General features: G+C 69.5%; 20 protein-coding genes and 2 pseudogenes. 6 read left to right on the plus strand and 16 right to left on the minus strand.

All coding sequences use genetic code 11. The features are described 5' to 3' along the window. Window positions 1–339 precede the first annotated feature (339 nt). The gene (locus tag OG953_RS08610; RefSeq protein WP_405683329.1) at window positions 340–4,029 is read right to left on the minus strand and encodes a S8 family serine peptidase; all 3,690 of its coding nucleotides are present in this window, start codon (window positions 4,027–4,029) and stop codon (window positions 340–342) included. Window positions 4,030–4,277: 248 nt separating this feature from the next. Here OG953_RS08610 and OG953_RS08615 point away from each other — a divergent pair, with 248 nt between their 5' ends. After that, window positions 4,278–4,865 (plus strand): helix-turn-helix domain-containing protein, encoded by a 588-nt coding sequence (locus tag OG953_RS08615; protein WP_405683330.1) that lies wholly within the window; start codon window positions 4,278–4,280, stop codon window positions 4,863–4,865. 443 nt (window positions 4,866–5,308) lie between these two features. Here the strand turns inward: OG953_RS08615 and OG953_RS08620 are convergent. Both OG953_RS08620 and OG953_RS08625 read right to left on the minus strand, forming a co-directional pair. Continuing rightward, window positions 5,309–5,755: pseudogene (locus OG953_RS08620) on the minus strand (S8 family serine peptidase); the annotation flags it as partial. Window positions 5,756–5,768: 13 nt separating this feature from the next. Further along, a complete protein-coding gene (locus OG953_RS08625) occupies window positions 5,769–6,023 on the minus strand; it encodes a hypothetical protein (protein WP_405683331.1) in 255 nt (84 codons plus the stop codon). A gap of 307 nt (window positions 6,024–6,330) precedes the next feature. Here OG953_RS08625 and OG953_RS08630 point away from each other — a divergent pair. Then, window positions 6,331–6,522 (plus strand): annotated as a pseudogene (locus OG953_RS08630) (hypothetical protein); the annotation flags it as partial. Between the two features lie 42 nt (window positions 6,523–6,564). Here OG953_RS08630 and OG953_RS08635 read toward each other — a convergent pair. The 5 genes from OG953_RS08635 to OG953_RS08655 form a co-directional block, all read right to left on the minus strand. Then, window positions 6,565–7,083, minus strand: coding sequence for a hypothetical protein (locus OG953_RS08635; protein ID WP_405683332.1), 519 nt, complete (start codon window positions 7,081–7,083; stop codon window positions 6,565–6,567). Further along, window positions 7,080–8,516 (minus strand): ATP-binding protein, encoded by a 1,437-nt coding sequence (locus OG953_RS08640; RefSeq protein WP_405683333.1) that lies wholly within the window; start codon window positions 8,514–8,516, stop codon window positions 7,080–7,082. Before OG953_RS08640 ends, OG953_RS08635 begins: the two co-directional genes overlap by 4 nt. Then, window positions 8,513–9,196, minus strand: coding sequence for a response regulator transcription factor (locus OG953_RS08645; RefSeq protein ID WP_266356368.1), 684 nt, complete (start codon window positions 9,194–9,196; stop codon window positions 8,513–8,515). The genes OG953_RS08640 and OG953_RS08645 overlap by 4 nt, the downstream gene beginning before the upstream one ends. A gap of 63 nt (window positions 9,197–9,259) precedes the next feature. Further along, on the minus strand, window positions 9,260–10,936 hold the full coding sequence (murJ, locus tag OG953_RS08650) for a murein biosynthesis integral membrane protein MurJ (RefSeq protein ID WP_405683334.1): 1,677 nt from the start codon (window positions 10,934–10,936) through the stop codon (window positions 9,260–9,262). After that, a complete protein-coding gene (locus OG953_RS08655; RefSeq protein WP_405683335.1) occupies window positions 10,933–12,099 on the minus strand; it encodes a lipid II:glycine glycyltransferase FemX in 1,167 nt (388 codons plus the stop codon). Before OG953_RS08655 ends, murJ begins: the two co-directional genes overlap by 4 nt. A gap of 225 nt (window positions 12,100–12,324) precedes the next feature. Between OG953_RS08655 and OG953_RS08660 the strand changes: the two genes are divergently transcribed. Together OG953_RS08660 and OG953_RS08665 are read left to right on the plus strand one after the other, a co-directional pair. Then, window positions 12,325–13,548 (plus strand): Ig-like domain-containing protein, encoded by a 1,224-nt coding sequence (locus tag OG953_RS08660; protein ID WP_405683336.1) that lies wholly within the window; start codon window positions 12,325–12,327, stop codon window positions 13,546–13,548. A 137-nt stretch (window positions 13,549–13,685) separates the two neighbouring features. Continuing rightward, window positions 13,686–15,275 carry a CocE/NonD family hydrolase gene (locus OG953_RS08665; RefSeq protein WP_405683337.1) on the plus strand — a complete coding sequence of 530 codons (1,590 nt, stop codon included), beginning with the start codon at window positions 13,686–13,688 and terminating at the stop codon, window positions 15,273–15,275. Between the two features lie 59 nt (window positions 15,276–15,334). Here the strand turns inward: OG953_RS08665 and OG953_RS08670 are convergent, their stop codons facing one another. The 5 genes from OG953_RS08670 to OG953_RS08690 form a co-directional block, all read right to left on the minus strand. After that, window positions 15,335–16,207: an amino acid ABC transporter permease gene (locus OG953_RS08670; RefSeq protein WP_405683338.1), complete on the minus strand. Its 873-nt coding sequence runs from the start codon at window positions 16,205–16,207 to the stop codon at window positions 15,335–15,337. Further along, window positions 16,204–16,848, minus strand: coding sequence for an amino acid ABC transporter permease (locus OG953_RS08675; protein WP_327271946.1), 645 nt, complete (start codon window positions 16,846–16,848; stop codon window positions 16,204–16,206). The genes OG953_RS08670 and OG953_RS08675 overlap by 4 nt, the downstream gene beginning before the upstream one ends. 17 nt (window positions 16,849–16,865) lie before the next feature. Continuing rightward, window positions 16,866–17,777, minus strand: a complete 912-nt coding sequence (locus OG953_RS08680; RefSeq protein ID WP_405683339.1) for a glutamate ABC transporter substrate-binding protein — start codon at window positions 17,775–17,777, stop codon at window positions 16,866–16,868. Window positions 17,778–17,791: 14 nt separating this feature from the next. Beyond that, a complete protein-coding gene (locus OG953_RS08685; RefSeq protein ID WP_405691731.1) occupies window positions 17,792–18,535 on the minus strand; it encodes an amino acid ABC transporter ATP-binding protein in 744 nt (247 codons plus the stop codon). Between the two features lie 123 nt (window positions 18,536–18,658). Continuing rightward, a complete protein-coding gene (locus OG953_RS08690; RefSeq protein WP_405683340.1) occupies window positions 18,659–19,096 on the minus strand; it encodes a DUF6278 family protein in 438 nt (145 codons plus the stop codon). A 296-nt stretch (window positions 19,097–19,392) separates the two neighbouring features. Between OG953_RS08690 and OG953_RS08695 the strand changes: the two genes are divergently transcribed. Continuing rightward, window positions 19,393–19,896: a S8 family serine peptidase gene (locus OG953_RS08695; RefSeq protein WP_405683341.1), complete on the plus strand. Its 504-nt coding sequence runs from the start codon at window positions 19,393–19,395 to the stop codon at window positions 19,894–19,896. A gap of 235 nt (window positions 19,897–20,131) precedes the next feature. On the opposite strand, the gene OG953_RS08700 is transcribed toward OG953_RS08695, so the two are convergent. Then, window positions 20,132–21,730, minus strand: a complete 1,599-nt coding sequence (locus OG953_RS08700; RefSeq protein WP_405683342.1) for an alkaline phosphatase D family protein — start codon at window positions 21,728–21,730, stop codon at window positions 20,132–20,134. Between the two features lie 813 nt (window positions 21,731–22,543). On the opposite strand from OG953_RS08700, the gene OG953_RS08705 reads away from it, so the two are divergent. Further along, window positions 22,544–23,722 (plus strand): Cmx/CmrA family chloramphenicol efflux MFS transporter, encoded by a 1,179-nt coding sequence (locus OG953_RS08705; protein WP_405683343.1) that lies wholly within the window; start codon window positions 22,544–22,546, stop codon window positions 23,720–23,722. Window positions 23,723–23,855: 133 nt separating this feature from the next. Here the strand turns inward: OG953_RS08705 and OG953_RS08710 are convergent, their stop codons facing one another. Both OG953_RS08710 and OG953_RS08715 read right to left on the minus strand, forming a co-directional pair. Next, window positions 23,856–24,635 (minus strand): exodeoxyribonuclease III, encoded by a 780-nt coding sequence (locus OG953_RS08710; RefSeq protein WP_405683344.1) that lies wholly within the window; start codon window positions 24,633–24,635, stop codon window positions 23,856–23,858. Window positions 24,636–24,683: 48 nt separating this feature from the next. Beyond that, window positions 24,684–25,340 carry an MBL fold metallo-hydrolase gene (locus OG953_RS08715; protein WP_405683345.1) on the minus strand — a complete coding sequence of 219 codons (657 nt, stop codon included), beginning with the start codon at window positions 25,338–25,340 and terminating at the stop codon, window positions 24,684–24,686. Between the last annotated feature and the right edge of the window lie 12 nt (window positions 25,341–25,352).

Genomic DNA, 25,352 nt, shown 5'->3' on the forward strand with positions numbered 1-25,352 from the left:
GTCCGCCGCAGGGTAACGCCGCCCCGCCCACCTCGTCAGGACCGCCGTGAACCCGGGGCCGATCACTCGCCGGCAAGCCCGCTCATGACTGACGACGTACGCGACATCGTGCTGGGCGTGCCGGTACCGGCACGTCCTGGAGCGCCTGGACGAGGCGACACTCACCGTCACCAGGAACCGCCTGGGCGAGGCCCACCAGCACATCGACCGCGCCGCCCGGCGTCGCCGAGCTCTGCGCGCAGCGGCGTCGCAGGGCGCTCTGGCTGCTGACGGCCGTCGTCGACGACTGGGGTGGTGAGGCATGCCGGGGCGCCTGCGGTGCAGGCGCCCCGGCATCGGTCAGCGGCGGATCTGGTAGGCGCGGGTCACCGTCTGCTCGATGGTGTTGCCATCGGCATCGGTGGCCTGCACGCGCAGCGACACGAAGCCCGCGTTCGCGGGGTTGCCGATCGTGCCGTTGAGGCCGCCGTCGAGGCGGACCTGCCGCCAGTTGGTGCCGTCGTCGTACGAGGCCCACAGCTTCGCCCCGGCGAGCTTCAGACCGTTCAGGCCCTTGGGGTAGCGCACGCCCAGTCCGATGCGGGTGGTGGAGTGCGGCCGGGCGCTGTTGGCCTGGTCGACGTCGAGTCGGTAGTCGACCGACAGGACGGGGAGCAGGGTCAGTCCTTCCTTCCGCTCGGAGTGGAAGCGCCAGTCGGTGCGCACCTTGGTGGAGGTCGTCCAACCGGGGGCGTCCCGCTGCACCTCGGTGACCACGCGGTATTCGGCGCGCTGTGCCGTCATCGGGAAGGCGACGGGCGCCGAACGGATGCTGCCGAGGAGCTGGCCGTCCCGGTAGACGGTGGACAGCGCCTTGTCGCTGCCGGCTTCGGCGGAGAAGGATTGGTCCGGCGCGCTGTCGAGCAGACCGCCCGACGCCACCACACCGACATCGCCCTGCCGGACGGCCGAGTTGGACTGTGCGTCCGGCAGCGCGGTGCGGACCACGGCCTTGTTCCAGTCGCGGTGCACGCGCTGTCCGGCCTTGAGCGTCGAGGTGTTCGTCACCTTCCAGGAGCCGTCCGACGTCCACACGGGACCTGCCTTCACCGCTTCCCAGGTGGGCACGTCCGCGGAGACGTACTCGGTCCGGGAGCGCGGCAGGACCACCCGGTCGAAGCCGAAGTACGCCGTCGGCTGCATCGGCGAGCGCGTCAGCCGGGCGTATCCGCCTTCGGTGGCCGGCGTCGAGGCGTGGAACGAGGAGTCCACGGTGGCCAGTTCCTCGTCGCGTACCCGGTAGCGCTGGTCGGCGGGGATGCCGCCCTTGCGGTACTTCAGCAGCTCGTAGGAGTACGGGCTCACCGCCGTACCGGAGATCCTGATCACGGCGTTGTCCAGGGCCGCCAGCTCCTCGCCCTGGGTGCCGGAGAGGGTCATCGCCGGGATCTTGGTGGCCGTCGGGCCCCAGTTGCCTGCGAGCCAGTTCTCGGGGATGTCGTTGTAGATGAGGATGGCGAGCGCACCGGCGCTCGCGGCGTCGTCGACCTGCTCTCCCACCGTTCGCTCGGCGCTCCGCTTCACCAGGGCGAGCTTGCCCCGGACGTCCTCGCCGGCCTTCGCCACGCGCAGGACGCGGGTGCCGTCGATACGTGCGGAGCCCGTCCAGCCCTCGAGGTAGGCCGCGTCCAGGGTCCGGTTACCGTGCCCGACGAGGCGGGCGTCGAGTGCGGGTGCGCCGAGCGACCAGCCGGCGCGCGATTCGAAGCGCTCGTTCGCGGTCTGCGACGGGATGGAGTACACGGCCGTCTCGCCGTCCAGCCACGTCTCGCGGTCGTAGACGAGGTCACCGTCCACGGCCTGGAAGTTCAGACCGATGCGGGCGCGGTTGGTCTCCGTCGGCCGGGAGGTGGTCATGGTGACCGGGCCGGCCTTGGCGCCGTCCAGGGTGAAGGTCCGATCGGAGTCGATCACCGTGCCCGGCTGGGCGGCGTAGGTGTACTCCTCCAGCCGGCTCCAGTCGGAGGTGTAGTGGAAGATCTCCGAGATGAAGGCGTGCTCGCCGCGCGGTACCCGCACCACGACGGTCCCGTCCGCTGCGACCGGGTACGTCTCGGGCAGTCCGAAGCGGCCCAGCTGCCAGGCGGTGACCGCGGCGATGCCGCTCGTCGGCTTGCCGTCGCGGTCGAGCACCTTCAGCGTGACGTCGAAGCGCTGTACGTCCCGGCCGAAGCCGACCGCCGTCACTGCCGCCGTCCGCCCGTCGGCGGAGACCGCGGTGACGTGCGCGCCGTGGGATCCGGTCGTCACGCCGACGGTGTTGAGGGTGAGGTCGACCTCGGCGGTGCCGTGCGCCGGCACGGTCACCGAGTCGGCTCCCAGGCTGAGCACTCCGGCCGGCAGTTCCTCGCCCGCGTTCTCGACCTTCAGGGCGAGGGTGACCGGCTGGTCGCCGTCGTTGACGTACTCGATCTTCTTCCCGACCGGGGCGGTGGCGTCCCAGTCCCGCAGTCCGAAGTCGGCTGTGCCGCTGGCCGATACGGGCTGCCGGAGTGCGCGTGCCACGTCCACGCGGCCGGCGCCCTGGGCGTAGACGGAGGTGGCGGCGGTGGTCTTGGCCGTACTGATCAGCTGGCTCTTCAAACGGGCCGCCGTCCAGTCGGGGTGGCGCTGCGCGAGGATCGCGGCGGCGCCGGCCACGTGCGGCGTGGCCATGGAGGTGCCACTCGCGGTGGTGTACGAGCCGTCCACCGGTGTGCCCATCGTCGTGCCGGCGGCCCGGGCGGCGGCGATCCGCGAGCCCGGCGCGGTGATCTCCGGCTTGAGCCCGCCGTTACCGCCTCGTGGGCCCCGGCTGGAGAAGTTGGTGACCGCGTCGGTGGAGTCCACGGCGCCGACCGTCAGGGCCGCGTCGGCGGCTCCGGGTGAGCCGACGGACGTCGCCGCGGGGCCGCTGTTGCCCGCCGCGATGGTGAACAGCACGCCGGTCTGCGCCGTCAGTTCGTTGACCGCCATCGACATGGGGTCGCTGCCGTCGGCGCCTTCCCCGCCGCCCAGGCTCATGGAGATGACCTTCGCCCCCGAGTGCGCGGCCCAGTCCATCCCTTCGATGATCGAGGATTCCGAGCCGCTGCCGCCGTCGTCGAGCACCTTGCCCACGATCAGTCCGGCGCCCGGTGCCACGCCCCGGTACTTCCCGCCGGAGGCGGCTCCGCTTCCCAGGATGGTGGAGGCGACGTGGGTGCCGTGGCCGTGGCCGTCGCGCGCCGTCTCGCCGGGGACGAAGCTGCGGCTTTCCACGATGCGGTCGGCGAGGTCGGGGTGGGTGGCGTCGACACCGGTGTCCAGCACCGCGACCTTCACGCCGGTGCCGTCGAAACCGTCCTTCCACGCCTCCGGGGCGCCGATCTGCGGGACGCTCCTGTCGAGAAGCGCCTTGACCTGCCCGTCCAGCCAGAGGCGCTGGACGCCGCCCGACAGGCGGGCCTTGGGGGTACCTGCGCGGGCGCTGTCGTCGTCGACGGCCTCCCAGAACGCGGCGCCCTTGCGCTTGTCGGCGCTGACGGCGGCTCCGCGTACGCCGGGGAGTTTCCGTGTGAGACGGGCTCCGCCGGGTGCGGTGTCCTTGGCGCCGGACGCGTAGCGCACGATCAACGGGGTCGACGCGTGGTGGGCATCGTCGTACCCCTGGGCGATGAGCTGGGTGACGTTGAACAGCCGGCCGTCCACCTGGCCGTTGTGCACCAGCGCTTCGACGTCGCGCGGGATCACGTAGACATCGGTGCCGACGGTGTACGTCCGCAGCTCGGCCGCACTGCGGTGGTACGGGGTGATGTTGACGGCGAGGGTCTTGCCCGCCCTCGTGGCCACCGTCACCTGGTCTCCGGTGACGAGGGTGACCTTCGCGGTGCGGACTTCTGCTTGGGACGGGGTGGTTACCGCGTCCTCCCCGGTCTTCGGTGCGGGGGTGGCACCGTACACCAGGCCGCCGCCGGCCATGGTGGTCGCCAAGGTGAAGCTGAGCAGTGCGGCTCTTCGCCTGAAACGCATGCTGAACGCTCTCCTTCCGCCGGCAGGGAGGGTTCCGCGACCGGCGGGTCAAGCCTCGGCAGGAAGGGGAACCGACGCTACGGCCGCGCCTGACGAAAAAGTGACATGTCCGCTCGCCGCCACTTTGCGCGTATCGAAGTCGGATGGTCGTCGTGCGTGATAGCGCGGACATCGCCCCGGTGTGCGGGTGTGGTTAGATCACGCTGCGTCCGGTGGGTGGTACATCGGTTGGGGGAGGTGGGGGCGTCGTGAGAGGCGGACACATGCTGGAGGCCGCGGGGATCGGGGCGGGCGAGGAGCGGGTGTACCGCTTCCTCGTCGGGGTGCGTGAGGCAAATGCCACCGCGATCGCGGAGCAGCTGGGGTTCGAAGTGGCGCAGGCACACAGGCTGTTGGCCTCGCTCCACGACAAGGGGCTGGTGGGGCGGGTGGCCGTTTCGCCGGCGGGGGGCGCGGTGCACTATGTGCCGGTGGCGCCCGATGCGGCGCTGCGGCCACTGCTGCTGCGTGGGCATGAGGCGCTGGAGGCGGCGCGGCGGGGGGTGGAGCAGCTCACCGAGGAGTACCGGGCCGGGGGGCGGCGGCATGACCGGGTCCACGCCGCGTGCGCGCAGTGCCGCGTAGTCCTCGGGGCGGCCGGTGCCCGCGTCGAGCAGGCGCATGCCGCGGCGGCCGTCCACCGTGGGCGAGTTGTCCAGCAGGCCGCCTTCGAGGTCGATCGCGCGGCCTGCCCGCAGCGCGCGGGCGGTCAGCTGCGGGGCGGTCAGCTGCCGGCGGGAGTTGAACTCGAAGACGCCGTCGGTGACTTCCTTGGCCGGGGGAGACCCTCACCGTGACGGTGCCCGAGGGGTCCTACTTCCTGCACGGCGTGATCTCCGACCGCGTCGAGAACGGCAGCGTGGAGAGTGTCGTCGTCGACCCCGAGCTGACGGTCGACCGCGACAGGCACGTGGTCCTCGACGCCCGCAAGGCCGTCCAGGTCCGGATCGAGACACCCGGACCGGCCGTCCAGGAAGCCGTCGTCAGCTTCTACACCCACCGCGCCGTCGGCGGGCGCAGCATCTCCAACGGCCACATGGACTTAAGCGCCGACGCCCGCCGCCTCTACGTCACCCCGACGATGGCACGGGCGGTAAAGCAGCCCGTACACGCCACCGGCACCGTCGGCTTCGGCGAACTCGCCCCCGACTCCGGCCCGCAGAGCGCGCAGCTCACCTACACCAACGCCGGCCCCACCCCGCTCACTCTGAAACTCGCCGCCGAACTGCGCGACGCCGCCGGCCAGGTCCACCCGGCCGCCGCCCTGCTCATAGACGGTGTAGTCCGGGGAGAGGCGGGAGGTGCTGATCAGGGCGTCCTTCAACTGCCGTGCCTGCCAGTCGGGATGCTGCGCGGCCAAAATCGCCGCGGCGCCCGCGACGTGGGGGGCCGCCATCGACGTACCGGAGGAGGCGGTGTACGCGTCGTCGACCGGCTCGCCCATCGAGGTGCCCGCCGCGCGGGCGGCGACGATACCGACGCCGGGGGCGGTGCTGTCGGGCTTCTGCGCCTCGTCGGTGCGCGGGCCGCGGCTGGAGAACTCGGCGAGGCGCTCCTCGCCGTCCACCGCTCCCACGGTCAGTGCCTCGTCCGCGGCGCCGGGGGTGCCCACGGTGTACTCACCGGGGCCGCTGTTGCCGGCCGAGGCGACGAAGAGCGTGCCGGTGGTCTCGGTCAGCTCGTCGAGGCCGAGGCGCCCGCTACCGCTCCGGCGTCCGGATGCTCTTGGTGCGGGCGTCGTCGTAGCCCTGCTCCACCAGGCCGGTGATGTTGAACAGCTGGCGGTCGAGTGCGCCGGTGGCCAGATACGGCAGTGCCTCGCCGGGGAGTACGTAGAGGTCGCCGTCGATCTCCACCTGCTCGTAGCTGCCCCCCGCGCCTTCCCCGCCCGGCTCGACGGAGACGGCCCGGCGGCCGTCGGGGAAGCGCTCCAGGTGCACCCGGTCTCCGGTCACGAGGGTGACGGTGGAGGTCCGGGAGGCGGGGGCCGCCGGGCGGGCGGTGGCGGCGGCCGCGTGGGAGGAAGGGGCCAGGGCGGCGATGAGGGCACCTGCCGCTATGAGCGCGGCGGGGCGGAGCCGTGGGTGCGTCGAGGGCCTCTTCGAAAAGGTGCGGCGTGGAGCGCGCGGTTCGGATCAAGACTCCGGCTTCCGAGGCCCGTGTGTCACCTGTTGCGGGTGCCGTGATTGCGACATGTCGTCTCTACGACAAGGTCAACTGATCAACCCACCAAAGAGACACGCCCCAGGCGACGCCAGTGACGCGGATCGCTATCTGGCCCGCAATTACGAGAAGCTGGCCCGCAAGCACGCCAACAACACCTTCTGCCTGCTGCTGAAGGTGGTCAACTCGCAGGCGTACGGCCCCGATGTGGTGGAACTCGTCGCCGATGTGACACGAGCCGCGCAGCCCCCCGTACCGGCGCCGCGCACCTCGCACCGGGCGACGGGCTGATCCCCGTACCCCCACGGAACATGCCACGGGTCCGGACGGTCGTCAGACGGAGCATTGGGCCGGCCCGATGACACCGTCGGTGCCGGTCACCTTCACCACCGCTTTCCGGTCCGCGGTGCCGGCCCATGCGGCCGTGCAGATCAGCTGCTGCCGGGCGACCTCGGAGAGTTCCGTGACGGCGGTGTTCACCCGGACCAACACCCCATCCGGCCCCAGAGCCAGACTCGACACCGGGCGAATGTCCGGAAGTTCGGTACGCAGGCCCGCTTCGGCCTCGGCCAGGGTGGGCCCGTCGAAGAGCATGGCGACCGCCTTGTCGGAGCCACGCCACACGTGCCCTGTGTCCGAGGAGTCGCCTTCCCCTTCGATCGGCCGTACGACGGGCATCAGCCGGTTCGCGGAGGACGAGGAGACGAAGTAGAGCAGGGTGCCCTGGCTCCCCGGCGCCACATCCACGGTCGCCGGATCGCCGACCTCGACGACATCCGTCGCCTGAATCCCGCACCCGTTCGCCAGCAGCACGAGAGGCAGCAGGGCGCCGAACGCACGTACACGTCTCACTGCCCCTCCAGCGGTAGTTCCACGGTCAGGACCACTCCGCCCTCCGGCCCGTTGACGGCGCGCACGGTGCCGCCGTGCAGCCGTACGTTCTCCTGGGTGATCGCCAGGCCGAGACCGCTGCCCGCCGACCGGGTTCGGGCCGCGTCGGCCTTGTAGAACCGGTCGAAGATATGCGGCAGCACGGCGGGGTCGATTCCCGGCCCGCTGTCCGCGACTTCGGTCACCAGCCAGCGGGCCGCGCCCCGCCGCTCGGTCCGCAGCCGTACGGTTACGGGCTGCGCACCGTGCCGCAGGGCGTTGCCGACCAGGTTGGCGACGACGACGTCGAAGCGGCGCGGGTCCAGCATCACCCGTATCCCGTCCGGCAGTTCGGTTCGCACCCGGTCCTCCCAGTGCCTGCCCTGCAGGGTCTTGCGGATCGTCTCGGCGACGTCGACCTCGTCGAGGTGGAGATCCGCGGCCTTCGCATCGAAACGGGAGATCTCCATCAGGTCCTCGACGAGGGTGGCGAGCTTCCCGGTCTCGGCGCTGATCAGCCGGACGGCCGCCGCGGTGTCGGCGCTCAGCTGGGCGGCGTCCTCGTCGAGCACCTCGGTGACGGCGAGCATCCCGGCGAGCGGGGTGCGCAGCTCGTGCGAGACGTCCGAGGCGAACCGTCTGGCCCGCGCCTCTGCCCGCTGGAGCTCTTCCACCGACTCCTGGAGCTTGGTCGACGACTCGTTGAACGTCCAGGCGAGTTCGGCGAGTTCGTCGGAGCCCTTGACCTCGATACGGGTGTCGAGCTCGCCCCGGCCGATGCCGGCGGCGGCCCGTCGCAGATCGCGTACCGGGCGCAGCACGCTGCGGGCGGCGAGCAGGGCGGGCACCAGGGCGATCAGGAGGGCGGGCAGGGCGCCGTCGCGGGCCGCGGTGACCATGGCGTTGACATTGGCCTCCTCGGTGGAGAGCGGCATCACGGCGTAGAGGACGAGCCCGGTGGGCTGGCGTCCGTCGCCCCGGTCGAAGACTGCGGGCATCCCGATGGTCAGCCAGGGCTCGCCGTTTTTGACGACCCGTTGGAAGGAGCCGTGCGCGTCTCCACGGGCGGCGTTGCGCAGTGCGGGCGTGATCACGCCGGAGGTGGGCTGGTCCGTCGAGGAGACCCGGGTCTTCCCGTACTCGGCGAAGACTCTCCAGGTGTGTGGCTTGCCCTCCCTGGCGAGGGTCTGGCAGGTCCGCCGCAGCTGCTCCGGATCCACCGGAAGGGTCACCGCCTGCGCGGCGATCCGGTCGCGGAACTGGGCGACGGCCGTGTCCTGCGCCTGCTGGAGGATGGCGGATCGGGCCTCCCGGTAGGTCAGGGTCGCGGTGGTGACGACGCTGATCGCCGCGACCAGGAGGAAGGCGCCTATGAGACGGGTCCGCAGTCCGAACCGCGCGGCGAAGAGCTTCATGCGAGCGGTCCGAAGCGGTAACCGAATCCGCGGACGGTCTGGATGTAGCGGGGGCTGCCCGCCACGTCCTCGATCTTCTGCCTCAGCCGCCGCACACAGGCGTCGACCAGGCGCGCGTCTCCGTGGTAGCTGTGCTCCCAGACGTATTCGAGGAGCTGCTGCCTGCTGAAGACCTGCTCGGGCGAGGCCGAGAGGTGGAGCAGCAGCTTCAGTTCGGAAGGCGCGAGCAGGATGCGCTGCCCCGCCTTGGCGACGGAGAGCCCGGCGCGGTCGACGGCCAGTTCGCCGTGGAATTCGATGCCGCCGCGCCCCGCGGGTTCGGCGAGCCTGCGCAGTACGGCGCGGATCCTGGCCTCTATCACTTCGGTACGGGCGGGCTTGACGATGTAGTCGTCGGCGCCGGCCTCCAGCCCGACGACCACGTCGAAGTCGTCACCGCGCGCCGTGAGCATGATGATCGGCAGCTGGCTGGTCTCCCGTATCAGGCGGCAGACCTGGACCCCGTTCATTCCGGGGAGCATCAGATCGAGGAGCACCAGATCGGGCCGGAACTCCCCCAGCGCGGCCAGCCCCTCCTCACCGGTCTCGACGGCCCGCAGCTCATGACCGCGCCGCCGCAGCCCCAGCTCGACCCCTTCCCGTACGGAGGGGTCGTCTTCGATCAGCAACACGCGAGGCATGGCAGCAGTATCCCAGCGATCAAGGAATGGATTCGAACCGGTGACCGGAATGTGCGCCGGGGCTCACGCCCGCCGCAGCCGCCTCCGGCCCGCCGCGATCACGGCGCTGACCTCCCGCAGCCGGAACGGCCGTGCCAGCAGCGCCACCGTGAGCAGGAGTGCGACAGCACCCGCCCCCACCGCGGCGAAGTCCCCCGGCCCCTCGCAGGCACGAGCGGCCAGGTATCCCAGCACCCCGGCGGGCACACACGCCATCACCAGCCGGAGCTGCGCCCACAGCCCGGGTGAACGCATCAGTGAGGGACGGGCGGCATCGCTGCCGGAAACCCTGCGGTGCAGCACATACGCGGTGACGCCGAAGCCCGCGAACAGCGCCACCGAGTACGCCCCGGCCATCCCGGTCACGGCCCAGCGGACCGGCAGCAGCAGATACGCCGCAATCGAGAGCCCGGCATTGAGCGCCGCGATCACCAGATTGAGGAGGAACGGGGTGCGGGTGTCGCTCATCGCGTAGAACGCGCGGGAGAGCACGTACTGCCCGGAGTAGGCGATCAGCCCCGGCGCGAACGCCATCATCATCCCCGCCATCACGGCAATGTCCGCGTCGCCGGTGCGCCCGTATCCGTACACGGCCCCCATCACCCACGGTGCCAGCGCGAACAGCAGGGCCACCGCGGGGACCACGACCGCGGCCGAGGTGCGCAGGGCGTACGAGACATCGCGCCGGACACCCGCCAGGTCGTTGTCGGCCGCCGCCCGGCTCATCCGGGGCATCAGCGCGGTGACGAGCGAGACGGTCACGATGCCGTGCGGCACCACCCACAACTGAAAGGCGTAGCTGTACGCGGTGTAGCCGACTCCGCCCGACACATGCTGTTCCACGGCGTGCTGACCGGTGGCGGTGGAGAGCCGGGTGACCACCCAGTAGGCGATCTGGTTGGTAGCCACGAGCATGACGAGCCAGCCGGCCGCGCGCAGCGGCCGGGTGAGTCCACTGCCCCGCCAGTCGAACCGCGGCCGCCAGCGGAACTTCGCGGCGCGCAGCGCGGGCACCAGGGCGAGCGTCTGCACCGCGATCCCGGCGGTTGTCCCCCAGCCGAGCCACTGGGCCTGCGCCGGGGTCAACGTACCGTCGGAGCCTGCCGCGACGGCCAGATAGATCCCGAACACCGCAATGATCACTACGTTGTTGAGGACCGGGGTCCACATCATCGCGCCGAACCGGTTGCGGGCGTTGAGCACTTGACCGAGGAGGGTGAACAGTCCGTAGAAGAGGATCTGCGGAAGGCAGTAGCGGGCCAGGGCGATGGTGAGATCGGCCTGTTCGCCGTGGTAGTCGGGGGCGTAGACCGAGACGATCCACGGGGCGCCGACGACCGTGAGCGCGGTGAGGGCGAGGAGCCCGATCGTGCAGATGGTGAGAAGCCGGTCGGTGTACGCGGCACCGCCGTCGGCATGGTTCCTGGCGGCCCGCACCAGCTCGGGGACGAAGACGGCGTTGAGCGCGCCGCCGATGAGCAGTGTGTAGAGGATGTTGGGCACGGTGTTGGCGACGGTGTACCCGTCCGCCTGGAGTCCGGTGCCGAGCGCGGCGACGACTACCGCCGAGCGAATGAAGCCGGTCGCCCGGGAGACGATGGAGCCGGACGCCATGACGGCGCCGCTGCGCAGCACCGAGCCGGACTTGCGCTCTGCGGCCTTCGCGGAGGCCGCCTCGGTGGCCGCCTCGGTGGCCGTCATCGGCGCGCCAGGTACGCCTGGAACGCCCGGTACAAGGTGTTGTTGGCAGCTCCGCCCACCGATGTCTCCCACTCTCCGAGGGTCTCGACGACCTGGCCTCCGGTGCCGAGCTTCCAACGGAGCAGCCCGAAGGGGCGGTCGTCGGGGTCAAGGGTGGAGGGTACCCCGCGCATGTCGTGCACATCGGCACCGAGCCCATGGGCGTCGAGCATCATCTTCCACTGCAGCGCGTTGCTGGGACGGACCTCGCGGCGGTGGTCGGCGGAGGCGCCGGTCTGGTACCAGACCCGCCGGCCGGTGCTGATCATGGTGTGGGCGGCCAGGATCTCGCCCTGGTGCACGGCCAGATAGAGCTTCATCCGGCCGGGGTGTTCGGCGTTGAGTACGGCGTACTGCTGCTGGTAGTACGCGAGGGAGCGGCCGAGCCGGAAGCCGTCGCGCTCCTCGGTGATCCGCAACAGGCGGTGGAATTCCGGTAGTTCGGCCGCGCCGCCGATGACGATCCGCACCCCTTCCTTCCCGGCCTTGCGTACATTGCGGCGCCACTCCTGGTTGAGTCCCGACCACAGTTCGTCGGGTGTCCGTCCGGCGAGCGGCACCTGGAAGACGTAGCGGGGCTGTGCGTCGGCGTCCTCGCCCGCGTCGCCGCCGCAACGGCGCCAGCCGCGGGCCCGGAGCCGTTCGGCGACGGCCGTGCCGAGCGGATCCACCTCCATCGCGAGTACGTCGCTCACCTTGCGGCCGGGGCCGGTGGCGGCTTTGAGGCGGGCGGTGTCCCAGCGGCGGTACGCCGGCGAGGGGCCGATCCGTACGGCGAAGGCACCGGACTTCCGCAGGTGCGCCATGAGCGGCCGCAGCCAACGGTCGATGTCGGGGTCGGCCCAGTCGGCCACCGGCCCCTCGGGCAGATAGGCGAAGTATTTGCGGGTTCCCGGGAATTGCCGGTAGAGCACCAGCGCGGCCCCGGCCGGTTCACCCGAGTCGCTGTGCCAGCCGACCATTTCGGAGGTCCATCGGTCCTTCACCGAGGCCCAGGACGGATACTGCAGAAAGCTTGCCTCCGTACGGGTGGACACGAACGCCCTGTGCTCGGCGGCGGTCAGGCTGCGTATCCGTAGCTCGTGGTCATGGCTGCGGTCTCCGGTCGCGAGCAGCGCTGACATGTTCGTGGCCCTCCCTGGTCCGCCCCGTTGTCGGCTCCGCGGGGCTGCACAGGATGCTCACAGCGGTCCGTGACGGAGCCGAGCGGCGAATGTGACCGGACGATGACCGTTGCGCTGCGGTCCATGTCACACAGGGGATTTCGCGGTTTTCGGCCGATTTGCGGAACCTATCGTCGGGTGAATACCTCTCCACCGACGAGAAGCAATGCCTTGGAGGTTTTTCCGTTGATCTCTGCACGCCGGCGCATACGCCGTACCGCCCCGCTCGGCCGCCCGGTCCGGCTCACCCTGATCGCGGGTACCGCGGTGCTCGGCGCCACGCTCACCGCCTGTTCCGGCGCGTCCGCATCGGACTCGGGCAAGGGATCGGGGCACGTGGCCGGGAAGGCGCCGGCGCAGGACACCGAGATCTCGGTGAACCTCCAGGGCGGCAAAGCCACCCCCGGGAAGCCGGTGGAGGTGACCCTCGACAGCGGCAAGCTGAAGACGGTCACGGTGAGCGCGGCCGAAGGGGACGCGCTCACCGGCCGGATATCCGCCGACGGCAGGACCTGGACGTCCAACCGGCCGGCCGCGCCCGGCACCACGTACAGCGTCGAGGCGAAGGACACCGAGGGCGGCAGCGACAAGGCCGGGTTCACCACCGCCGGGGCCGACAAGGTCAACAAGCTGACGCTGGCCCCCGGCAAGAACACCACGGTCGGCATCGCCCAGCCCCTGTCGATCGTCTTCGACAACCCGGTGAAGGACAGGGCCGCGGTCGAGAAGGCCCTGAAGGTCTCCACCTCGAACAACACCGAGGGCTCCTGGGGCTGGCTGCAGGACTACTCCGGCAGGGACCGCGTCGACTGGCGGCCCAAGGAGTACTGGAAGTCCGGTACGAAGGTCACGCTCGACGCCGACCTCAACGGCATCGACTCGGGCCCGTCCGGCGGCTGGTTCGTCCGCGACTACAGGACCACCTTCACCATCGGAACCAACCAGGTGGTCAAGGTCGACCTCGACCGCCACCGGCTGACGCTGAAGCGGGACGGGAAGACCGTCATGGACGTGCCCATGTCGGCCGGCACCCCGGGCGGCGAGAAGGCCTCCTGGCGCGGCACGGCCGTGCTGATGGCCAAGGAGGGCACGATCAACATGCGCTCCGAGACGGTCGGTCTGGGCGATGCCTACGACAAGATGGTCGACTCGTCGATGCGGCTGACCTGGTCGGGGATGTACGCGCACGCCGCGCCGTGGAACGCCGCCTACTTCGGGGTGGCCAACCACAGTTCGGGCTGTGTCGGGATGAGCGACGCCAACGCCGCTTCGCTGTACCAGCAGGTGCGGGTCGGCGACCCGTTCGAGATCACCGGTGCGGACGCCAAGGGAACGGTCGCGGAGGGCAATGGGTACGGGGCATGGAATGTGACATGGTCCGACTGGCAGGCGAAGAGCGCGCTGCAGTGAGCCGCACAGCCGCGCCGCGCTACTGACACCACATCCAACAATCGTTACTCTCGCGTAACTTACCGACGAGTTACCTCAAGTAAGGAGCCAGGGTTACCGTCGGGTCACTTTGCATCGACACGTGTGAGGAGTGACCCGTGGCACGCCCGTACCCGGCCCTGCGCACCACCGCTTCCCTCGGAACAGTCGCCGTCCTGATCGCCGGAGCCGCCCTCGGCGCGGCCCCGGCGGCCGCCGCCCGGCCCGCAGCCGTGGCGGCGGCCGCGCCGAGCCTGAAGTTCTACGACATCCCCGGCTCCGGCGGGATCACACTCAAGGGCAATGTGTTCACGCCTGCCGGTACGGAGCCCGGCGACAGGCACCCGCTGATCGTGCTGCCCACGAGCTGGGGCCTGCCGCAGGTCGAGTACCTTGCCCAGGCCCAGCAGCTCGCCGACTCCGGCTATGTGGTGGTCAGTTACACCTCACGGGGCTTCTGGCTCTCCGGCGGCAGGATCGAGGTCGCGGGCCCGCCCGACCTCGCGGACGCCTCCTCGGTCATCGACTGGGCCCTCGCCAACACCCCGTCCGACCCGGACCGCATCGGCATGGGTGGGGTCTCCTACGGCGCGGGCATCAGCCTCCTCGCCGCCGGGCACGACAAGCGGATCAAGGCCGTGGTCGCTCTCAGCGGCTGGGCCGATCTCATCGGCTCCATCTACAGCGGCCGCACCCAGCACCTCCAGGCCGCCGCCCTCCTCGGCGGCCTCGGCCTGCTCACCGGCCGCCCGAGCGACGAGCTGAACCAGACGCTCACCGACTTCCTCGGCTCCGACCTCGCCAAGGAACAGGACATGATCGCCTGGGGGAAGAAGCGCTCCCCTGCCACCTACCTCGACGAGATCAACGCCAACGGCGCCGCCATCATGATGGGCAACGCCTGGGGCGACACGATCTTCCCGCCCAACCAGTACGCCTCGTTCTACGACAAGCTCAGCGGCCCCAAGCGCCTGGAGTTCCGCCCCGGCGACCACGCCACCGCAGAGGCCACCGGACTGCTCGGCCTGCCCAACGACACCTGGACCGACGCCCACCGCTGGTTCGACCGCTACCTCAAGGGCGAGCGCAACGGCATCGACCAGGAGCTGCCGGTCCAGCTCAAGTCCCGCAACGACGGTGGCTACGAGGGCTATCCGGACTGGAAGTCGGTCGGCGCAGCCAAGGAGCGGATCTCACTCGGCTCTACGCAGAAGATCTACGCGAACGCCGACTCGGGCGCGAACGGCGGCATCACCATGCTGTCCAACGCCCTCGACCAGTTCGTGAAGCTGCCGCCGCTCGCCTCGATCCCGCTGCTGCCCCGTACCTTCGCAGGCGTCTGGCAGTCCGAGAAGTATGCGTCGGAGCAGCACATCCGGGGCACGGCCAGGCTGCACACCACAGTGACCAGCACCAAGGAGAGCGGCACCTTCGTCGCGTATCTCTACGACGAAGGGCCGCTCGGCCTCGGCAAGCTGGTCAGTAACGCCCCCCACACCTTCCACGGGCAGACGCCGGACCGGCCGTTCCCGGTGGACCTGGAGCTGTTCTCCACCGCCTACGACGTCCCGGCCGGTCACCGACTCACCCTGGCGATCGACACCGTCGACCCGCTGTACATCGAGCACAACCCGGCCGGCTCACAGCTGACCTTCTCCTCACCCCAGGCGGACCCGTCGTACGTGTCCGTTCCCTTGCGCGAGAAGTGATCACCGGCTGCTGCCGGGCGGGCACTGCCCCTCGGGGACCGCTTCGCAGCGGGTCCCGTCTACTGCACTCCCGGCAGCAGCGTTCCTGGTTCGGCCGGTGCGACCTCCACGGCCTTCGTCTTCGGATTGCGCCGCTCCCGCTCGGCCACCCAGGTGGCGAACCAGGAGAGCAGCATGCACATCCCGATGTAGATCGGCGAGATCACCATCACCACAGGGATGAAGGGAAGATCGTAGTCGAGGTTGGACGCGATGAGCTTGCCCGCATGGAGGAACTCCTCGTAGGTGATCAGATAGCCGAGCGAGGTGTCCTTGAGCGCCACCACCAGCTGGCTGATGATCGTGGGCAGCATGGCACGCACCGCCTGTGGGGCCAGTACGAACGTGGTGACCTGTGTCTTGCGCATCCCCAGGGCGTACGCGGCCTCGCGCTGGCCGCGCTCCACCGAGTTGATTCCGGTACGGAACACCTCGGCGAGCACCGAGCCGTTGTACAGGGTCAGACCGGTGACCAGCGCGGGCAGCGGCTGCACCTTCAGCGCCACGAAGATGAAGAAGATCATCACCAGAACGGGCATGGCCCGGAAGAACTCGACCAGAAGCGTCGAGACCCAGCGCACGACCCCGTGGTCGGAGAGCCGGCCGACGGCGAGCACCGCCCCGAGCACGAGGGAGAGCACGGCGGCGTACGCGAACGCCTTGAGGGTGTTGCCCAGGCCGCGCAGCAGCAGCTCCTGAATGCCCTTGTACTCGAAGGGTGTCCATTTGGCGCTGGTGAACTGTTCGGTGTCGAAGAGCAGATAGATGACCCAGCCGACCAGGACGAGGATCAGGCCCGTCGAGACGATCCCGTACAAGCGGTGGCGTTTACGGGCGACCGGGCCCGGGATGTCGTACAGCGCGGTGGGGGACGGCGTGGTGTGGGTGGTCATCGGGCGACTCCCCAGCGCTTCTCCAGCACATTGAAGAGCGCACTGATGGACAGGGTGATGATCAGGTAGCCGACGGCGATCCAGACGAAGGTCCAGATGATGCTGTAACCCAGCTCATTGAGGGTCTTGTAGGTGCCGAGCAGCTCGGTGACGCTGAAAGCCCCGGCGATCGCCGAGTTCTTGGCGAGGGCGATCAGCGTCGAGCCGATCGGCGGGATCACCGAACGGAACGCCTGCGGCAGCACGATGTTGTTCAGCGTCTGACCGAACGTCATACCGAGACTGCGGGCCGCCTCGCCCTGCCCCGTCGGCACGGTGTTGATGCCGGAGCGCAGCACCTCGCAGATGAACGCGGAGGTGTAGCAGCCGAGCGCGAGGACCGCGAAGACCTTGAAGGGAAGCACCAGGCCGAAGCGCGGCAGTCCGAGCAGGACGGCGAAGAAGAGCAGCGTCAGCGGGGTGTTGCGCAGCACCGTCACCCAGACCGTGCCGAGCACCCGGAGCGAGCCGACGGGAGCCACCCGGCAGGAGGCCATGAAGAAGCCGAGGAGCAGGGCCAGGATCGAGGAGTAGACGGTCAGCTCGACCGTGCCGAGGAAGCCCTTGCCGTAGAGCGAGAAATTCTGTGTGAGTACGTCCATGGTCGATGCCCGCCCTCTCAGGTCGCCGGGTAGCGGTCGATGGGCGGCGGAGTCGGCGCGGGCACCCCGGACAGACCGAGTGTGGCCTCGAACGCCCTTTTCCAGTTGCCGTTCTTCTCGTTCGCCTCCAGGGCGTCGTCGAGGGCGAACCGCAGCGCGTTGTCGCTGCGCGGGACGCCGATGCCGTACGGCTCCTCGGAGAACGGCTTGCCCACCACCTTCAGCTCCTTGGGCGCCTTGGCGGCGAAGCCCAGCAGGATCGCGTCGTCGGTGGTGACGGCGTCGACCTGGTACGTCAGCAGGTTGTCGACGCAGATCGAGTACGTGTCATAGGCGACCAGGATCGCCTTCGGGTAGTCGGCGGCGATGCGCTGGTACGGGGTCGATCCGGCCGCCGAGCAGACCGTCCTGCCGGCCAGGTCCTGAGGGCCGTTGATGTCGTGTTCGTCGGTGCGGACGAGCAGTGACTGCCCGGCCATGAAGTAGGGCCCTGCGAAGCCGACGAGCTTCTTGCGCATGGCGTTGATGGTGTAGGTGCCGACGTAGTAGTCGATCTGGCCGTTCTGAAGCGCCGTCTCGCGGTTGGCGGAGGCGATGGTCTTGAAGCGGATCGTCTTCGGGTCGAAGCCGAGCGAGGCCGACATCATCCTGGCGATCTCGATGTCGAAGCCGGAGTAGACGCCGGTGGCCGGGTCCTTCTCGCCCAGATAGGGCTGGTCCTCCTTGGCCCCGACCCGGAGGTATCCGCGCTTCTTCGCCTTCTTCCAGGTCGGTGATTCAGGCAGCCGGAAGCTGGTGTCGACCTTGTACACGGGCAGCTGCTCGGGCTTCGGGCCCTTCACCGGCGGGCTGCCCTCCTTGCCGCAACCGGCGGCGAGCACGGCCAGCAGGAGACCGGCACAGGCGACCAGAACTCTTCTCGTACGCAACACGGAGCTCCCCGTCAGTGCTTGAGGATCTTGGACAGGAAGTCCTTGGCGCGGTCACTCTCCGGAGCCGTGAAGAACGCCTCGGGGGTACGGTCCTCCACGACGCGGCCGTCGGCCATGAAGACCACGCGGTTGGCGGCGGAGCGGGCGAAGCCCATCTCGTGCGTGACGACGACCATGGTCATGCCGTCCCGGGCGAGCTGCTGCATGACCTCCAGCACCTCGTTGATCATCTCCGGGTCGAGTGCAGAGGTGGGCTCGTCGAAGAGCAGTGCCTTGGGGTCCATGGCGAGGGCACGCGCGATGGCCACCCGCTGCTGCTGGCCCCCGGAGAGCTGGGCGGGGAACTTCTCGGCCTGCGAGGCGAGTCCGACCCGCTCCAGCAGTTCCCGGGAGCGCCGGTCGGCGTCGTCCTTCTTCCGCTTGCGGACCTTGAGCTGCGCGAGCGAAACATTGGCCAGCACGGTCTTGTGCGCGAACAGGTTGAACGACTGGAAGACCATGCCCACTTCGGCCCGGAGCTGGGCCAGCCCCTTCCCCTCCTCGGGAAGAGGCCTGCCGTCGATCGCGATGTGACCCGACTCGATCGTCTCCAGCCGGTTGATGGTCCGGCAGAGCGTTGATTTACCGGAGCCGGAGGGGCCGATGATCACCACCACCTCCCCGCGGCCGACGGTGAGATTGATGTCCCGCAACACGTGCAACTGCCCGTAGAACTTGTTGACGTCCCGCAGCTCGATCAACGGATCGACGGCCATACGCTGCCCCACCCACTTGTCGCTATGTCGAGGTCAGCGCAAACTATCCAGCGCGAAAAGGGACTTCGCCTCCGACACGCATAAATGGGGCATAAGGCGTCTTATCTTGCTTTAGTGAAAGTTCTACCCCTCGGCCGACTCCGAGTACACCTGCGAGAGCTCGGGGCTGCCAGCCATCGCCCAGTCCAGCCCGGCCTCGACCACATCGATCTCCCGCCCCGAGGCGAGCCGCACCACGGGCTGTCCGCTCGGCCAGATGTTCCAGACCGCACCGGGGACGTTGCGCACCAGAACCGTGCCCAGGTACAGCCCCGCGTCGTTGCCCAGCCAGGGCAGCTCCTCGGGATCGTCGCGCCAGCGCGGCGGCAACTGGTCGAGAGCCGCCAACGAGGCCGGGCTGTCATCGAGTTCGAGCCCCCGCTGCCCCGCCCGGACACGCAGCAGCTCGCACTCGGCAAGGAGCTCGGCCACGCCGTCGGGGTCGGCCACGACGGCGGCGAGCCCGACCCCTCGCGTACCGTCGTGACGCTTGCGCCAGTTGTCCAAGAAAGGGATGTTCATGATCGGTTTCCCTGGGGCGCACTGCAGCTGGACGGCGTCCCGGTTCGGGGGGCACCACCCACGGGCGATGCCGGGCAACGCGTTCCCATCACCCTCGGTTCACTCACATCCACCGTGATCATCTCCCACTCAACTCCCACCGGGCCCCCACTCAGTCAACATCGCGAAGCGACCATCAGCCCACCATGACACAAAACCAGCCCCGGATCGCCGCACCTTGGGGTATGGACTGCGACCCGATACCGGCCAGGCAGCCGACTCCGGAGACCATCGATCAGACGCACGAGTGAACGGATATGCGAATCCGTGACGCCGAAACCAGCCCGCCCAGTCCGGGCACACCGGCCTCCGTTTCCGACTCGTCATCCGGAACACATCCGACGAATCTGCCGCTCAGCGGCAGTTACGCCTACTCGACGACAGCGAGCAATGTCACCGCCTACATCGTCGACTCGGGCATCCGCATCACACACAGCGGCTTCGGCGGCCGGGCCGGTTACGGCTACGACTTCGTCGACAACGACTCCGTCGCCTCCGACTGCAACGGTCACGGCACCCACACCGCCGGTACCGTCGGCAGCGGCACCTACGGCGTGGCCAAGGGCGTGAGCCCGGTCGCCGTGCGCGTCCTCGACTGCAACGGCAGCGGCACCACCGCGAACGTGATCGCCAGTACGAACGCCCGCTCCAGCTTCTCCAGCTACGGTACGTGCGTCGACATCTTCGCCCCCGGTTCCTCCGTCACTTCGCTCGGCTACGCCTGCGATACCGCCCGTCTCGCCGCGCTGCGGGCCCTGTGAGGGGTGAGTCCACGGCCGGAAGGCAAAGGCCCTGACCAACAGGGATTTTTTCACCGGTGTCCGAGTGGGCTCGAGCGCTCCCCCTCGGACACCGGCTCATGAAGACTGCCGGACCTCGTCCGCCGTCGGTCAGGTCCGGCGGGCAGCGTCGCACGCGCTGCGGCCGGTCGGCCGCGTGGCGTCGAGGTCCGCCTCGGAGCGTCGGTCGTACCGCGTGCCGGCGCTGACCGCACCCTCATGCGGGCTGCACACCCGGCACCCCGTTCTCGATGACGTACGTCGCCCGTGTCGAGATGGGCGCATCCGGCCGGCTGACGTACGGCATGACCTGGAAGTCGCTGCGCCACTCGTTCTTCGTGACGCTGCACCGGACGTACCCGCGCTGCGAGTTGAAGAATTTCATGTGAGGGTTCGCGGCGAGGGCTGTCCGCCCCCACTCGTTCATGTCCACGCCGTCACCGGAGCTGGTGATCGACGTGCCGACGAACTCGCTGCCGACGATCGGCGAGCGCGCGTCGTCATAGTCGAGGAGCAGGTTGCTGGCGTTGTTCTGGTGGCGATCGCCGGTGATGACGACCAGGTTGTCGACGTCGCGTTCGAGAGCGCCGCCGAGAATGCGCCGGCGGTTGGCGGCGTACCCGTCCCAGGGGTCCATGAAGAGCAGTTTCGCCTCGGTGGGGTCCAGGTCGACCTCGGCCATCGGTACCTGGTTGGCGATCACCTGCCAGCGGGCCTTCGAGCGTGCGAAGTTGTCCAGGAGCCACGCCTCCTGCTCGAAGCCCATCATCGTCTTCGACGGGTCGGTGCTCTCCGGTCCGGGGGCGTGGGTGCCGTCACCGTACGGCTGGTCGTCGCGGAACTGCCGAGTGTCGAGGACGTTGAAGTCGACCAGGTTTCCGTAGGCCAACCGGCGGTAGATCCGCATGTCGGCGCCGCCCGGGATCGCCCCGGCGCGCAAGGGCAGGTTCTCGTAGTAGGCCTGGAACGCCGCCGCACGGCGCGGCAGCCACAGCTCGCCCTTGCTCTGGCTCGACGCCTCGGGGAACTCGTCGGCCCAATTGTTCTCGACGTCGTGGTCGTCGAGGGTCGCCACAAAGGGGTGCGCGGCGTGCACGGCCATCAGGTCGGGGTCGCTCTTGTAGAGCCCGTACTGCAGCCGGTACCGCGCCAAGTCCGTTGCCTCGCGCCGGAACTCACCGCCCATCGGCTGGTTACGGGCGCCGCCGGTGGCGTTGATGCCGTACTCGTAGGTGTAGTCGCCGAGGTGGACGACCAGGTCGATGTCCTCGTTCGCGAGGTGGCGGTAGCCCGTGAAGAAGCCATCGCTCCAGTTGGCGCAGCTGACGAACGCGAAGGACAGCGACGAGACCCTGGCGTCGTACGACGGAGCGGTCCTGGTGCGGCCCACTTGGCTGATGTGGCCACCGACACGGAAGCGGTACCAGTACGCGCGACCGGGACGCAGGCCCCACACCTCCGGGTGAACGGAGTGACCGAGTTCGGGCGTCGCCGTGACGGTGCCCCGCTTCACCACGCGACGGAACCGCTCGTCCTCGGCGACCTCCCACCGGACAGCGACCGGACGGGGCGGCATTCCGCCGGAGCCGTCGGGGGCGAGCGGGTCGGTCGCCAGACGGGTCCACAACACCACGGAGTTGGGCAGCGGGTCACCGGATCCGACGCCTACGCGAAACGGGAAGTCCCGTTCCGCGGACCGGGATTGGGCAACTGCCGGATAGCTCGCGACGGCTCCGGTACCGAGGAGTACGGAGGCCGCGCCAACTGCGCCGATGAAGCCACGACGGGTGATGAACGGGGAATCGGTTCGGGGCATCTTCATCCTTTGGAGAGCAGTAAAGGGCTCTCGCGCCGCTGACCGCGCAAGAGAGGATCAGATCCACCACACATGACAGCTTGATATCTTGGCGCAACTACAACACGGGGCGACCGTGAACACCCGGCCTCGCAAGGATGCCTCGCCCGTATCGGGTGCGTGAAGCTTCTATTGCGACAGTCGGATTCCCTTTCGCAGTCGGCCTCCTGGTCCCTGCGCGTCGCACGAGCACGAGCACTCCGGCACCAGGCCCACGGGCTCCTGTTCTCCTCGCCCCGACCGACGAACGGGGCACGTGCGGTGGATGTCCGCTGCTGCCCGGGGCTCTCGTCGCAGATCACCACCGCCCGCTGTGACCGGCCACTGCCCGTGTGACCGGGGTTGCGCCACGTTGCGGGAGGCCGATCCGGTGCGCCGGCCGAGGCATGCCCGGGCTCCGGTGTCCTGGCGCAAAAAGTGCTGGCGGAGAGCGGGTCCGTGCTGGTAGCTTCGCGATCATGTCGAGCCCCGAGTCCGACAGAGACTAGCCACCGGTCCACCGGTGGCTGATCCGCTCTCGAATTGATCCCGCCCGGCCGTGTGCCGGCCGCGGGGTCGCTGCGTCGGACTGCCGCCGCAGGACCACAGCAGTGTGGGCTGCGCTTTCCTTGTATGCGCTCGTGCGCAGATTCTCCGACGTGGGCGCCTGCCGCGTTGTCGAGTCCCGTCCATGAACGCCCCGGACGTTCTTCCTCGTTGCCGCCCGTGATGACGGGCGGGCGCGGCCCACACGCCCTGCCTGGTCCATCCATCAGCCGTCCATGGGGTTTCTTCATGCCTTTTGCTGTCTACGCGCTCGGGCTAGCCGTCTTCGCCCAGGGCACATCCGAGTTCATGCTGTCCGGTCTGGTCTCGGACATCGCCGCCGACCTCCACGTGTCCATTCCGACCGCGGGCCTGCTCACCTCGGCCTTCGCGATCGGGATGGTCGTCGGGGCGCCGTTGATGGCGCTCTTCAGCCGGAACTGGCCGCGCCGCCGTGCCCTGTTGTTCTTCCTCTGCGTCTTCAGCGCCGTCCATGTCATCGGCGCACTCACCCCCAGCTATGGGGTGCTTCTCGCGACGCGGGTCGTCGGGGCGCTGGCGAATGCCGGTTTCTGGGCCGTGGCCCTGGTGACGGCGGTCTCCATGGTCGGACCCGAGGCCCGGGCACGCGCCACGTCCGTGGTGGTCGGGGGCGTCACCATCGCCTGTGTGGCCGGGGTGCCCGCCGGTGCGGCGCTGGGCGGGCACTGGGGGTGGAGGTCGGCGTTCTGGGCCGTGGCCCTCGTCTCCGTACCGGCCGTCGTCGTGATCGCCAGGACGATTCCGGGGGCACGGCCGGAGTCCACCCCCGCACCCGCACGCGACGAGCTGGGGGCCCTGGCCCGTCCGCGGCTGCTGCTGACCCTGCTGACGAGCGCCCTCGTGCAAGGGGCGACGTTCTGCGCGTTCTCCTATCTCGAACCGCTCGCAACCCATGTCACCGGACTCGGTGCCGCCTGGGTGCCCGCCCTGCTCGCACTGTTCGGCCTGGGCTCGTTCGTCGGGGCCACCGTCGCCGGCCGGATCATCGACGCTCGGCCGCTCGCCCTCACCACGGCCGGTCTGCTCTCGCTCGCCGTCGGCTGGACCGGGTTCGCGCTGACCGCGGGAAGCCCGTTCGCAACGGTCGTGCTCGTCTTCGTCCAGGGCATGCTTGCGTTCGGCACCGGGACGGCGCTGATCTCGTGGGTGTTCCGGCTGGCGGCCGACGCACCGACCCTGTCCGGCTCGTTCGCCACATCGGCGTTCAATGTGGGTGCCGCGCTCGGCCCCTGGTTCGGCGGGCTCGCGATCGATGCGGGGTTCGGCTTCCGTTCACCGCTTTGGGTAAGCGCACTCCTGATGGTCCTGGCGCTGGGCACCGCCGGGGCGTCACTGGGGATGCGCCGGGCCGCCGACCGGAGTCGGGACAGAGTTCCTGCGGTCTGACCGGCAATGAATGAAGCCCCGCCCGGCGCTGAACGGGCGGGGCTGTCCTGGTCACAGCAAGCAGCCAGCAAGCGGGATAAGGACATCGACCACCGTATCGGCGACCACTGACAATGACGGCCCGTCCGAGGCGTCAGAGATCGAGGTCCACGACCACCGGGGCGTGGTCGGACGCGCCCTTGCCCTTGCGCTCCTCGCGGTCCACATAGCTGTCCTTGACCGCCGCGGCAAAGGGCGCGTTGCCGTAAACGAGGTCGATCCGCATGCCCTTGTTCTTCGGGAAGCGCAGCTCCCGGTAGTCCCAGAAGGTGTATGGGCGGTCGTACTTGAGCGGGCGCGGCATGACGTCGGACAGGCCCTCCTGGCGCAGTGCGGCGAGGGCGGCGCGCTCGGCGGGAGTGACGTGGGTCGCGCCCTCGAACACCGCCGGATCCCAGACGTCCTCGTCGGTCGGGGCCACATTGAAGTCGCCCAGGACCGCGAAGGGCTGCGAGCCGGCGGCGTCCGCGGCAACGGCCTTCTGCAGGGCCTCGAACCAGCGCAGCTTGTACGCGTAGTGCGCGTGCTCGATCTCGCGGCCGTTGGGCACGTACACCGACCAGACGCGGACCGGGCCACAGGTCGCGGAGATCGCCCGGGGCTCCTGCACCCCGTCGTACTCGGGACCTTCGGGCAGGCCCTGGACGACGTCGGACAGGCCGGCCCGGGAGACCAGCGCGACCCCGTTCCACCGGCCCGTGGCGTTGACCGCGGACTCGTAGCCGAGCTCGCGGAGCTCGTCCGCGGGGAACTGCTCGGCCGCGCACTTGGTCTCCTGGATGCAGAGCACGTCCGTGCCGGTGCTCTCCAGCCAGGCCAGCAGCCGCGGGAGGCGGGCGGTGATCGAATTGACGTTCCAGGTGGCGATGCGCATGTACGTAAACCTAGCGGCTCCCACTGACAGTCGCCGGACCGGCGCCGGTCACAGGCCGGTCGAGTCACCCGGGGTCAGCCGGCCGTGCTCTGCGCCGCCGAGGCTGCCGATCTGCCGGTCGTAGATCGGGCGAGCGAGATCGGTGAGCAGCGCGTCGTGGATGTCGATGGCGCGGCGCGGCTTGACCTCGCGTACGTAGTCGATGACCTCGGAGATCTTGTTCCAGGGGGCCATCACGGGGAGCATCAGTGTGTCGACCGGCTGGTCGGGGACGGTGAGCGCGTCGCCCGGATGGAAGACCGAGCCGTCCACCAGGAAGCCGATGTTGGTGATCCGCGGAATGTCCGGGTGGATCACCGCGTGCAGCTCGCCGTGCACCTGCACGTCGAAGCCCGCCGCGGAGAAGGTGTCGCCGTGGCCGACGGTGTGGACACGGCCCGGGAAGGCCGCGGAGAGCTGGTCGGCCACGCTGCGAAGGGTCCAGATCTCGGCGGCCGGGTTGGCCTCCATGCCGGCGCGCAGCCGCTCCTCGTCGAAATGGTCGAGGTGCTCGTGCGTCACCAGCATCGCGTCGGCGCCGACGGCGGCGTCCTGCTCCGAGAAGCCGCCCGGGTCGATGACGAGCGTCCGCCCGTCCTTCTCCAGACGGATGCAGGAGTGCGTCTTCTTGGTCAGTGTCAGGTGCACGGGGTTCACAGCGTTCATGGGCCCCATCCT

Origin of the sequence: Streptomyces sp. NBC_00057 (assembly GCF_045041165.1) — a bacterium.
Classification (GTDB): domain Bacteria; phylum Actinomycetota; class Actinomycetes; order Streptomycetales; family Streptomycetaceae; genus Streptomyces.